Annotated in this window: 12 protein-coding genes; 4 read left to right on the forward strand and 8 right to left on the reverse strand. The window is 49.9% G+C overall.

From position 1 onward, the window contains the following. Positions 1-20: 20 nt before the first annotated feature. From glnG to glnA, 4 genes are all read right to left on the reverse strand, one after another. Positions 21-1,436, reverse strand: coding sequence for a nitrogen regulation protein NR(I) (gene glnG, locus IT774_RS03010; RefSeq protein ID WP_195811274.1), 1,416 nt, complete (start codon positions 1,434-1,436; stop codon positions 21-23). Further along, complete coding sequence (gene glnL, locus IT774_RS03015) at positions 1,433-2,515, reverse strand: nitrogen regulation protein NR(II) (protein ID WP_195811275.1); 1,083 nt, start codon at positions 2,513-2,515, stop codon at positions 1,433-1,435. Before glnL ends, glnG begins: the two co-directional genes overlap by 4 nt. A gap of 120 nt (positions 2,516-2,635) precedes the next feature. Then, entirely contained in the window at positions 2,636-3,166 is a 531-nt protein-coding gene (locus IT774_RS03020; RefSeq protein WP_195811276.1) for a DUF4124 domain-containing protein, read from the reverse strand. Positions 3,167-3,315: 149 nt separating this feature from the next. Further along, positions 3,316-4,725: a glutamate--ammonia ligase gene (gene glnA / locus IT774_RS03025; protein WP_195811277.1), complete on the reverse strand. Its 1,410-nt coding sequence runs from the start codon at positions 4,723-4,725 to the stop codon at positions 3,316-3,318. A 456-nt stretch (positions 4,726-5,181) separates the two neighbouring features. Here glnA and typA point away from each other — a divergent pair, with 456 nt between their 5' ends. The 3 genes from typA (at position 5,182) to IT774_RS03040 (ending at position 8,803) form a co-directional block, all read left to right on the forward strand. Continuing rightward, a complete protein-coding gene (gene typA / locus IT774_RS03030) occupies positions 5,182-7,017 on the forward strand; it encodes a translational GTPase TypA (RefSeq protein WP_195811278.1) in 1,836 nt (611 codons plus the stop codon). Positions 7,018-7,174: 157 nt separating this feature from the next. Beyond that, positions 7,175-7,552 carry a response regulator gene (locus tag IT774_RS03035; RefSeq protein WP_195811279.1) on the forward strand — a complete coding sequence of 126 codons (378 nt, stop codon included), beginning with the start codon at positions 7,175-7,177 and terminating at the stop codon, positions 7,550-7,552. Positions 7,553-7,666: 114 nt separating this feature from the next. Next, positions 7,667-8,803 (forward strand): MalY/PatB family protein, encoded by a 1,137-nt coding sequence (locus IT774_RS03040; RefSeq protein ID WP_195811280.1) that lies wholly within the window; start codon positions 7,667-7,669, stop codon positions 8,801-8,803. Here the strand turns inward: IT774_RS03040 and IT774_RS03045 are convergent. Both IT774_RS03045 and IT774_RS03050 read right to left on the reverse strand, forming a co-directional pair. Next, entirely contained in the window at positions 8,795-9,988 is a 1,194-nt protein-coding gene (locus IT774_RS03045) for an Nramp family divalent metal transporter (protein WP_195811281.1), read from the reverse strand. The genes IT774_RS03040 and IT774_RS03045 overlap by 9 nt on opposite strands. Before the next feature lie 6 nt (positions 9,989-9,994). Beyond that, entirely contained in the window at positions 9,995-10,195 is a 201-nt protein-coding gene (locus tag IT774_RS03050; RefSeq protein WP_195811282.1) for a hypothetical protein, read from the reverse strand. Positions 10,196-11,097: 902 nt separating this feature from the next. Here IT774_RS03050 and IT774_RS03055 point away from each other — a divergent pair. After that, complete coding sequence (locus tag IT774_RS03055) at positions 11,098-11,769, forward strand: UPF0149 family protein (RefSeq protein WP_408641208.1); 672 nt, start codon at positions 11,098-11,100, stop codon at positions 11,767-11,769. Between the two features lie 3 nt (positions 11,770-11,772). Here IT774_RS03055 and IT774_RS03060 read toward each other — a convergent pair whose 3' ends face one another. Next, positions 11,773-11,955 (reverse strand): hypothetical protein, encoded by a 183-nt coding sequence (locus IT774_RS03060; protein WP_195811284.1) that lies wholly within the window; start codon positions 11,953-11,955, stop codon positions 11,773-11,775. A 99-nt stretch (positions 11,956-12,054) separates the two neighbouring features. Continuing rightward, positions 12,055-12,480 (reverse strand): CopD family protein, encoded by a 426-nt coding sequence (locus IT774_RS03065; protein WP_195811285.1) that lies wholly within the window; start codon positions 12,478-12,480, stop codon positions 12,055-12,057. Positions 12,481-12,486: the final 6 nt, after the last annotated feature.

The following is a 12,486-nucleotide window of genomic DNA, read 5'->3' on the forward strand; positions in this document are numbered from 1 at the left end:
GCCGGGTCCGGCATCATGAACTAACCGGAAATGTTGAGCTCTTTAAGTTTGCGGGTAAGCGTATTTCGACCCCATCCCAGATGCTTGGCGGCCTCTTGCTTGTGACCCTGGGTATGATGCAGAGCACGTTCCAGCAGCACTTTTTCAAAGGTGTGGGCTGCGTCAGTCAAAACATTATGTTTATTTGCCTGCAACTGTTCATCGGCCCAGCGGGCCAGCAATTCTGACCACTGCGCAGCATCTTGCGCCTCGGGCTGTATCGGACTTTCCGTATGCAGCTCAGCGGGCAGGTCGGCGGGTAATATTTCCTGGCCACTGGCCATTACAGTCAGCCAGCGACACACATTTTCAAGCTGGCGCACATTACCCGGCCAGGCCAACCGCATCATCGTGCCCTGGGCTGCCTTACTTAAGGCTTTGGTTTCTACTTTTAATTCTTTGGCGGCCAGATGTAAAAAGTGAGTAGCCAGTAGCGGAATGTCTTCCCGGCGCTGCGCCAGTGAGGGGATATGAATACGAATAACATTCAGGCGATGAAACAAATCTTCCCGGAACTGGCCATTACGCACCCGCTGCTCCAGATCCTGGTGGGTCGCCGCGATAATACGCACATCCACGGTGACCGGGTGATGGCCGCCCACCCGATAAAACTGACCCTCGGCCAGCACCCGCAGCAGGCGAGTCTGAACATCCAACGGCATATCGCCGATTTCATCTAAAAACAAGGTGCCGCCATTCGCCTGCTCGAAGCGCCCATGCCGGGTATTCTGTGCGCCGGTAAAAGCGCCTTTTTCGTGACCAAACAGTTCCGACTCCACTAAATCGGCGGGTATCGCCGCCATATTCAAAGCAATAAACGGCTTGGCCGTACGTGGACTATGTTGGTGCAGTGCCTGAGCCACCAACTCTTTTCCCGTGCCCGACTGGCCATTGATCAGCACGCTTATCGATGATCGTGATAAGCGGCCGATAGCCCGAAACACTTCCTGCATGGCCGGCGCTTCGCCAATAATCTGCGAAAGGGGCGGCTGTTCTGGTTGTTGTTGTTGTTGCCGGTTTTGCTCCTGGCGGTGGGCTAATGCCCGTTGGGTCAGCGTGATGGCATCATCAATATCAAAGGGTTTAGGCAAATACTCAAACGCGCCGCTTTGATACGCGTTTACCGCACTGTCTAAGTCTGAATGGGCGGTCATAATAATAACCGGCATATCCGGCTCAATCTGCTGGATCTCCTGCAATAACTCCATGCCATCCATCTGCGGCATCCGAATATCAGAAATGACCACCTGCGGGCGTTCGCCACTGTGTAAATGCAATAACAAGTCTTGTGGCTTTTCAAAGCTCAGGCAGCCAATCTGCGCTGCCTGCAAGGCTTTTTGTAAAACCCAGCGAATGGAGCTGTCATCATCCACAATCCATACCTGTTCACTGCTCATGAATACGACTCCTTGCGTTCAATTGGAAGAAACAACACCACTTCGGTGTGGCCGGGCTGGCTGTCAACGTCGATACGCCCGGCATGATGATGGATCAACGTCTGGGCGATAGACAAACCCAGGCCACTGCCACCACTTTTGCTACTGACCATCGGATAAAACAGGGTATCGCGAATAGCCTCAGGGATACCGGGGCCGTTATCAAGTACGCTGATGCGAGCCACTAACGGATAACGTATGCCCTGGATGGTCATCTGGCGCTCTATTCGGCTGATCAGACAAATTTTTGGGGTGTCAGTTTGGGCCTGACTCAGCGCCTGCACACTGTTGCGAACAATATTGAGTACCGCCTGCTGAATCATATCCGGGTCAATATGAATATCCGGAATGCTCGGGTCATAATCACGAACAAGCGTAATCGGGGTTTCGGCATCCACTTTCATCAGGTTGCGCACCCGTTCCAGGGTCTGATGCAGGTTGCACCATTGTCGCTGGGGCAGGGCATTGGGGCCTAACAGACGATCCACCAGGCTTCGCAGCCGATCTGACTGTTCCACAATCATCTGCGTAAACTCCCGGTGGTCCGGCTGTTCAAGCATTTTTTCCAGAAGCTGGGCGGCGCCGCGAATACCCCCTAACGGATTTTTGATTTCATGGGCCAGTCCCCGCACCAGTTCCCGCGCGGCAAAATGCTGGGCGTTTTGCTGGGTTTCCCGGGAAATACGTTTTTGCTGATCAATTTTACGGACCTCAAATAACAACCGGTGACCGTGCTCGGTTTGCAGGTTGGTAACGGTAAGATCCACCAATACTGAGCGGTTGTCACGAAATGTCAGACTAACTTCATTTTCGGTAAAGTCTTCGGCCCAGCGTAAGGCGGCGCGCAGGCGGGCGCGCTGAATGGTACCAGGCATAAAAAAATCGTAGAGGGGGTGGCCGTAAAGCTGTTTCACGCCGGTGGCAAATAACGCCTCACCGGCCTGATTGACATAGACGATGTTCAGTTCGTTATCCACCATCACTAAGATGGTGTTGAGGTTATCCAGTAATTGAGCCGGGGCGGTTTCGAAACCGGGCATGAGGGTGAAATCTCCTTGCACTAATCTGGTGCATTATAGCGTAAAGACACTGGCGTGTGTCACCTGGCCAGGGGTTTACGTTTTTCACCGGGCATGCTCAGCCCGAATTGTACGAGTCGGCTACTGAGCGGAGCCCTGATTGATAAGGGCCGAGGCCTGATGCATGTAAAAGGTTTGTGTCTTTGACGATGCAAGAGTCTTGCCCTTATTACCCAGTAACTGAATTTGAAAGGTGTGAGCGCCGCGGGGTACGCCTGACAGAGCAAACGAGCCACTGCTATTTTGCTTGATAACCTTATCGTCCAGGGTAAGCTGATAGCGGCCCACAGGTTTGGGAGAGGCGGAAGCGACAATAGACACCTTACCTTTATTATTGCGGATGGTGGCCTCGGGGGCTGGACTGGCAATATTAATGGTGTAACGAACTTTTTTCTGAGGCTGCGGGGTCGGCGCTGCCGGCGCCTTGCCAGGCAAAGTTGGCGTTATATTAGAAGTTTTGGCATCAAAGGTCACCGTTTTACTGTCGGCAGCGGCGGGCGTGTCAGTGAAGACGACTGTGCCATCTTCTTTTTCGACTTTATAAACCTGAGCCGTTACGTGGGGCATATAGCACCAGTTGAAAATAACAAATATGGCGATGCGCAACTTCATGGCGTTGTCCTGATAGTGTAGTGGTACTCATTAATCTTAGTACGAATACTGTCTGGTTCCTATCACATTTGTGTTTAGCGGTATGGCCGGAGCAAACACAAAAAAGCCCGCGGTTAAGCGGGCTTTAATTCTTTATGGCTTACAATCTGTTACAGGCTGTAGTACATATCAAACTCAACAGGATGCGTGGTCATACGCAGCTTGGTCACATCTTCAGATTTAAGATCGATGTAGGCATCAATCATATCATCGGTCATAACGCCGCCGGCTTTCAGGAATTCACGGTCATTGTCCAGTGCTTCCAGCGCCATTTCAAATGAACTCGCTACCGTGGGAATATCCTTAGCTTCTTCTGCTGGCAGATCATATAAGTCTTTATCCATAGCATCGCCAGGATGGATCTTGTTTTTGATGCCGTCCAGACCGGCCATCAGCAGCGCTGAGAACGCCAGGTACGGGTTCGCGGTTGGATCCGGGAAGCGTACTTCAATACGACGTGCTTTATCGCTGGTCACATAGGGAATACGAATCGATGCCGAGCGGTTACGCGCTGAATAAGCCAGCATAACCGGGGCTTCAAATCCAGGTACCAGACGCTTGTACGAGTTGGTTGACGCATTGGTAAACGCATTCAGGGCACGGGCGTGCTTGATGATACCGCCAATGTAATACAGCGCTTCTTCAGACAGACCTGCATATTTGTCACCAGCGAAGACATTCTTACCATCTTTGGCGATGGACATGTGAACGTGCATTCCCGAGCCGTTATCCCCAACCAATGGTTTTGGCATAAAGGTTGCGGTTTGCCCGTAAGCATGTGCCACATTGTGTACTACGTACTTGTAGATTTGCAGCTCATCGGCTTTTTTCACCAGAGTATTAAACTCACAGGCAATTTCGTTTTGACCGGCAGTGGCGACTTCGTGGTGATGTGCTTCGATAGTCAGGCCCATCTCTTCCATTACCAGACACATCGCCGCGCGGGTATCGTGGCTTGAGTCTACCGGGGGTACCGGGAAATAACCGCCCTTTACACCAGGACGGTGACCCATGTTGCCACCTTCAAAGTCGGCCCCGGAATTCCATTTGGCTTCAGAAGAATCGATTTTGTAAAATGAACCGGAAATGTCGGTATGGAACCGAACATCATCAAACAGGAAAAACTCCGGCTCAGGACCGAAAAAGGCCGTATCGCCAATACCGGTGGATTTCAGGTATTCTTCGGCGCGATATGCCACAGAACGTGGGTCACGCTCATACCCTTCCATCGTCATTGGTTCAACGATATTACAGCGCACATTAATTTGGGTTTCTTCTGCAAAAGGGTCCAGAACCACAGAATCGGCATCCGGCATCAATACCATGTCTGATTCGTTAATTCCTTTCCAGCCGGCAATTGAAGAGCCATCAAACATTTTGCCTTCTTCAAAAAACTCTTCGTCAACCTGAGCCGCAGGAATAGAAACATGTTGTTCCTTGCCTGCTGTATCGGTGAAGCGCATATCGATAAATTTTGCTTCACTTTCTTCAATCAGCTCTAATGCCTTTTCTATTGACATCGTTTCCTCCAGGTATAGATGTAAAAATGCAGGGCCGGATAAATTACCCTGTCAGTATTGATAAAAAGACCTAGCGATATTCGTGCCAGTAATCTAAGGCCTGAATAACACGGGATACAAGCAAGTTACGCAACACTTACAAATTCGGATTGCACCAAATTGGAGCATTGCGGCGCTATCTTGGTGCATAACAGCTTTTTTTTCTATGCTGCACGGTCCAGGTGTTTGATGAGACTGACAAAACCAGTGCAAAACGGGGGGTGTGGTTCATCATCCCCTCAAAATTCTTTTAACTTTAGTTGCATATTGTCAGAGATATGCAAAGATCGTAAAAAAAGAAGCGCAAAGACAGTAAATTTTCTGTACAATCCGCGCACATTTTTTACCTCTGCAAGAATTTCAACTCTTTAGCCGGGCGCCAATCTCAGTCCGGGCAGCTATACAGGCACAAACCTAATGAACACGTACGATATTTCGAAGTTAAGAAACATTGCGATCATCGCGCACGTTGACCACGGCAAAACCACCCTGGTCGATAAATTGCTACAGCAGTCTGGTACGCTGGAAAGCCGTGGTGAAGCCGAAGAGCGCATCATGGATTCCAACGATATCGAGAAAGAGCGCGGCATCACAATCCTGGCCAAGAACACTGCAATCAATTGGCAGGATTACCATATTAATATTGTTGACACTCCCGGACACGCCGACTTTGGTGGTGAAGTAGAGCGGGTAATGTCAATGGCCGACTCTGTGCTGCTGCTGGTTGATGCTCAGGAAGGTCCTATGCCGCAAACTCGCTTTGTAACTCAAAAAGCGTTTGCCCAGGGCTTGAAGCCAATTGTAGTGGTAAATAAAATCGACAAGCCAGGCGCTCGTCCTGACTGGGTAATCGATCAGGTTTTTGACCTATTTGACAACCTGGGTGCTACTGATGAACAACTGGACTTCCAGATTGTGTACGCCTCAGCACTAAACGGCTGGGCCGCGATGGATTCAGACACTACCGGCACCGATATGACGCCGTTGTTCCAAACCATCGTAGACCAGGTAGATGCGCCGAATACAGACCCTGAAGGTCCGTTCCAGATGCAGATCTCACAGCTGGATTACAACTCTTATGTTGGCGTCATCGGTGTAGGTCGTATCGCGCGTGGTAAAGTAAAAACCGGTCAGCAGGTTACTATTGTCAATGCCGATGGCGACAAACGTAATGGAAAGGTGGGCCAGGTTCTAACCTATCTGGGTCTGCAGCGTCAGGAAGCAGAAATTGCAAATGCCGGTGATATTATTGCCATCACCGGGCTGGGCGAGCTGAAAATCTCTGACACCATCTGTGATGTTAATGCGGTTGAAGCAATGCCCGCGTTAACAGTGGATGAGCCTACCGTGACCATGACCTTCCAGGTAAACACCTCACCGTTTTCTGGTCGTGAAGGAAAATATGTAACTTCACGTAATATCTTTGACCGTTTACAGGATGAGTTGGTACACAACGTAGCCCTGCGTGTTGAAGAAACCGAAAACCCTGATAAGTTCCGGGTTTCAGGTCGTGGTGAACTGCACCTGGGTATCTTGATTGAAAACATGCGTCGTGAAGGTTACGAGCTGGCGGTTTCGCGTCCTGAAGTTATCATCAAAGAAGATGAAGATGGCAACTTGCTGGAACCTTTCGAAACCCTGACGGTAGATTGTCAGGAAGAAGACCAGGGTTCTATCATGGAACAACTGGGTTATCGTAAAGCTGAACTGACAGATATGTCGCCGGATGGCAAAGGCCGTGTTCGCATGGACTTTATGATCCCAAGTCGTGGCCTGATTGGCTTCCAGACCGAGTTCTTAACTCTGACCTCAGGGTCTGGTCTGCTGTACCATACATTTGACCATTACGGTTTGCACAAAGGCGGCAAAATTGGTCAGCGTAAAAATGGTGTATTGATTGCTAATGCGGCCGGTAAAGCGCTGACTAACGCATTGTTTAACCTGCAAGAGCGTGGCCGTATGTTTATCGGTCATGGTGTTGAGGTTTACGAAGGCATGGTTATTGGTATTCATAGCCGTGACAACGACTTAACAGTTAATGCCCTTAAAGGTAAGCAGCTGACCAACGTGCGTGCTTCAGGTACTGATGAAGCGCAGAGCCTGGTGCCGCCGATTGTTATGACGCTGGAACAGGCACTGGAATTTATCGATGATGATGAGCTGGTGGAAGTGACGCCGAAAAGCATCCGTATTCGTAAGCGGTTCTTAACCGAAAACGAACGTAAGCGTAATTCACGTGAGAAAAAGGGCTAAATAACGCACTTTTCCAACGAGTTTGAAAACGCCGCTTTTGCGGCGTTTTTTTATGCCTGAAATTAGGGTGGTATTGTAGGCGTACAACTTTAGAACAATTGTTAGATTTGCAGGATGAGGTTATGCTAGGGGAAATAAAAAGCATTTTGGTGCAGGTATGGGATCTTGCTCAATTGTGGTAGTGGATGATGATGCCATTACACAGGAATTAATTGCTGTGACATTGGAGGACCGTTTAGGTGCCCAGGTGCATAGCTTTACACAGAGTAAAGTTGCCAGAGATTTTCTGATGCGTCAGGATGACACTTCACTTTCCCTTATTATCAGCGATCAGATGATGCCTGACTATGACGGCATTTCACTGCTAAAAATGTGCCGAAAGCAGGGCATGCAGTTACCCTTTTTGTTGCTGACCGCAGATGCTACCCGTGAAACGGTGCTGGAAGCACGGCGCTCAGGTGCCACTCAGTTTGTGGCCAAACCTTTCAAAGTTGATGACCTGATAGCCAAGGTCAATGAAATATTGGCTGGGTGAAGCCTTTCATCCGCCATCCATCTCATAGCAATTTATTCTAACCAGGTACTAGCTAGCCCTGTTATGCCTGTTCTACACTGGCTGCCACATTTTAGTAATAACAGGATGGTAAGCGTGTCTGAGCTTTTTGATCAAACCCCTTCACGGGATGGAACCTATTCTTTCAAATGGCAGAAATATCAGGGTAAAGATGTGTTACCCGCCTGGGTCGCAGATACTGAGTTTCGTTGTGCTCAGCCAATTCTTGATGCCATACAGCAGCGGGTCGAACACGGTAATCTTGGCTATGTACTGCCCTCACAGTATACGCCTGCTATTGACGCGGTACGCCGCTGGCTAAAAGACAAGCATGACTGGGAGATTGAGGCAGACTGGCTGGTGTGGACACCTGGCGTGGTGCCGGCCTTTAATGCCGTATGTAAAGCCTATTGCCAGCCCGGCGATAAGGTCTTAATTCAGACGCCGAATTATCCGCCCTTACTGGCGGCCCCCAAGCTTAACGGCTTAGAACGGGTAGATATTCAAACCATCACTGAGCACGGGCGTGCCACGCTGGATTTTAACCAGTTAGAACAAGAAGCGCAGGATCCCTCCTGTTCGTTAATGATTTTATGCAACCCAATGAATCCGGTCGGTTCGGTGTTAACTGCGCAGGAACTGGCAACCATTGCCCGCATTTGTGAGCAGCACAATGTGGTGTTGTGTTCCGATGAAATTCATTGTGATTTGATATTAGACCCCGACGCGCCGCATTTACCCGCCGGTCGCGAGCCTGGACTGGCACATAATAGCGTAACTCTAATGGCCGCCAGTAAAACTTTTAATATTGCCGGATTAGGGGCGTCATTTGCCATTATTCCGGATAGCAAATTACGGCGTCAGTTTAGTCAGGCGGCTGCCGGAATTGTGCCCTGGGTTAATCAGCTGGGCTTGCTGGCCACTGAAGCCGCATTTACGCAATGCGACGACTGGCATCAGCAGCAGCTTCAGTATTTGCGCGAAAATCGCGACTTGCTGGTAAAGCGCATCAACCAGATTGAGGGCTTAGCGGTAAACACTCAGCCTGCCACCTTTTTAGCCTGGGTGGATGCTTCGGGACTGGGAGTAGACGATGTTCAAAAATGGGCCGAAGCACGCGGAGTAGGTCCCTCACCGGGGATAGATTTTGGTGCTCCTAACCATTTTCGAATTAATTTTGGCTGCAGCCGTCAGATGTTGACGGCTATCCTTGACCGGCTGGCCTCAGAATAACGAGACCAGCTTGTAGGCGCCCAGGCACACCACAAAGGCAACGACCAGGGCGCCGAGCAGGTTACTGGCTTTGCCATTTTTAAACGGCCCCAGTAGCTCACGCTTGTTCATTACGACCAGCAAAAAGATGGCCACTACAGGCAACAGCAGCCCATTGGCAGCCTGTGCAAACAGGATGGCCGATAGTGGTTTGAAGCCCATACCGGCGATGATGACCCCGGTGGCGATAATGGCCATCCAGATACTGCGAAAGGCTCTGCTGTTCATGTCTTGCGACAGGTTAAAAGCACCACAGACCGCATAACTGGCTGCCAATGGCGCGGTGATAGAACTGGTGAGTCCGGCGGCAAATAAGCCTGCCGCGAAAAACCATTGAGCGCCTTCACCCAGTACCGGTTCCAGTTGCTGCCCCATATTTGATGCATCCATAGTGGCCGCCTGGCTAAAGAACGCCATCATGGCGGTGGCCATGACCACCAGAGTGATTAAACCGCCGAAGCCAATGGCCATTACCGATTGTTTTCTGGAAGCGGCGATGGATTCAGCTTTATCTTCACCGGCATAATTCTGGGCAGTCAGACTGGCATGCAAAAACAGGTTATAAGGCACGATAGTGGTGCCGATCAGGGCCAAAATCATAGTGATGGTATCGACATCAAGTTGAGGCTGCATCGCCTGACTAAGCATATCCGTCCACTGTGGGCCAGCGGCAAACAATGTCACAAAAAAGACCACGGCCATGGCTATCACCAAGACCACCAGCACCGATTCGATGACTTTATATTTGCCTGAATAGAGCAGCAGAGCCGAAATAGCGCCTAAAATCATCGCCCAGTTACCAGTGCCGATACTGACAAAGGCATCCAATCCAATCGCGGCGCCGGTCAGATTACCCGACTCGTAGGCGGCGTTACCGACCCCCACAGCGGCCACAATTAACACCGCAAACAAGGCCCGAAAAGCAGGTTTGTCACTAATATCTTTCAAATTAGTCGCCAGGCCCTTACCAGTAGCAATGCCCAGACGGGCTGCCATATCCTGCAGTACCATGGTCGCAATGATAGAAAACAACAATGCCCACATCAGATGAAAGCCAAAGTTCGCGCCTGCCACACTGGCAGTGGTGACTGTACCCGGGCCGATAAACGCAGCCGCGATAATGTATCCAGATTTATCTTTTGCCATAGCAGGCTACCTGTTGAAACAAACCATAATTGTTAAGCCTGATGCCTCAATATGAGGCGCTTTCACCAGACCAGCGTATTTTTTGGGAGGCGGATGGTAAAGAAAAGTCCGCCGCGAACCAAGAGCCAGCATAACTTTTTTATATATGAATAAACAAATCGCCAAAAATAAAGCCGCACTGATCGAAACCGTTTCAATTAAAGCCACCTGAAGACATCCATCTGAATGCAACGCCGGTAACGGCGAGATACAGGGCATAGCTTCAGGGATAACTATAGAAATATAATTGTAGGACACCCACAGATACAAAGCACAGCTATAGGGCATCTGGTGATACTGACACCTATAGATACTGGACACCCACCTCTTGACGACACTAGATACTGGACACTCACAGAGATAAGACTCCCACAGAGATACGCCTCCCATGGTAGTTTTCAAAAGCGGCAGCAAGAACGGACTAGTACAAACCGGACACCCACCTCCTGACGATACCTATAACGGTAACAACGGAAGCGAGCGCTCCCCCAATTTAATGTAATCGGAGCGCTGAAACAGGGTAGATATTTAGTGGGTGTCAATTTCCGCCTATTCCGCCCATGCAACCAGGGTGGGTGTCCATTACGTGGCTTCCATTACGTGGCTATACTGGACACCCACAGAGATAAGACTCCCACAGAGATACGACTCCCACAGAGATACGACTCCCATGGTAGATACTGGACACCCACAGAGATAAGACTCTCATGGTAGTTTTCAAAAGCGGCAGCAAGAACAGACTTGTACAAACCGGACACCCACCTCCTGACGATACCTATAACGGTAACAACGGAAGCGAGCGCTCCCCCAATTTAATGTAATCGGAGCGCTGAAACAGGGTAGACATTTAGTGGGTGTCCATTTTCCGCCTATTCCGCTCATGCAAACAGGGTGGGTGTCCATTACGTGGCTGGGTGGGTGTCCATGACGAGGCTCGTGAAGTGATTTCCAGAATTAGCGCAAAGCATTAGCCGAGCATTGATGGGGCTTCGAAAACGTAATCCAGCCTAAAAATTGAATGCGAGCAGAGGTTGTGCATAGAATGGGAGCCTTATTCCCTCGTAATGAGTATGGTTGTGGCTGCATCTGATACCTTGACAATTTTTTACCAGACCTATCCTGAGGCGCAGGTTTTGCCGCCGCAAATGCATACCCGCGGGCTCATTTTTGCGATTGCAGCAGCTCCTGAAATTCCGATGCCTGAAACCTGGATGCCCTGGTTGGTGAGCGCAGGTTCTCCCTCTCAAACTCTGACTGACGAACAAGTCGACAACCTGGCGCATCATCTGATGCTTGGACTGCGCGATACATTGCAGCAAATGAATGACAATAGAGCAGCTTTACCCGCTCCGGCAAAATGGTCTGAAAAGCCGGAGGAACGTCAGCCTTTGCAACAATGGCTGCAAGGGCTGTTAACGGGTCATCAACAGCTCGAAACTATCTGGCAGCAAGCCTGGGCAAAAGCGCAGGCATCGCCGGATAAAGACGGCGGCTTGTTAAATGAAGCTCCGGAAAAACGTTTAAGTCGGTGTCTTAAGCTTTTTACTACCCTGGCAAATCCCGAGGCGGCGACTAAAGGCCTTGAAGCGGCGCAGGCGGCGCGACTAAAGCAAAACCTGCCCCAGCTGGCCGGTCAACTGCCTGCTATTTTACAAGATTATATTAAGCTGGCAGGGGAGCTTGCTCCATTTTTACCGCAGCAGTTTGAAAATTTTCAGCAGACACCGGATGATGCCTCTTGAAGTTCAGCGTTTGAGTCTTTTTTTGGAAAGAGCCTCGCGTAACGAGCTGATATATTCATCCAGTTCGGCTTTCGCGGTTTCGTAGGCTTCATTAAGCGCAATGGAGTCAGGCTCTTTCAAAAGCGCCTGAAAGGCTTCGTCGGTGCGCGCCAGCAGATGCTTGAGGCGTTCGTTACTTACGTCCATGTGAATCCTGCGTACACGGTAAAGCTACATCATTGATGCAGGGCAAGAAAGTAACCTCTAGTATAGCCGGTGAATTGGCACAGCCAGACAAGTTGTTCATTAAAAAGGTTTAACCACTGCTAAAATTACAATCCCCAACAACACCAACACCGGGGCTTCGTTCAAAACACGGTAAAAGGTTGGGCCTCGGGTATTCTCGTCCCGGGCAAACTGTTTTACCAGTCGGTACAGATAAAAGTGATAGGCATAGAGGCCGACCAGCAGTACGGCTTTTGCGTGCAGCCACCCAGAAACCTTAAACCACTGCCCGCCATACACTGCAATTAAAGCGATACCGAAGACCAGGGTCAGCAAGGCAAATGGCGTGACAAAAAACCATAACCGGCGCTCCATCACTTTAAACTGATCTTTTACTGCTTGTTCATTGGATTGAGCGTGATACACAAACAACCTGGGTAGATAAAAAATCCCGGCCATCCAGGCAACCATAAAAAAAAGGTGCAGGGCTTTAAGCCACAAAATCATAGTATA

Origin of the sequence: Salinimonas marina, assembly GCF_015644725.1 — a bacterium.
In the GTDB taxonomy this organism is placed as follows: domain Bacteria; phylum Pseudomonadota; class Gammaproteobacteria; order Enterobacterales; family Alteromonadaceae; genus Alteromonas.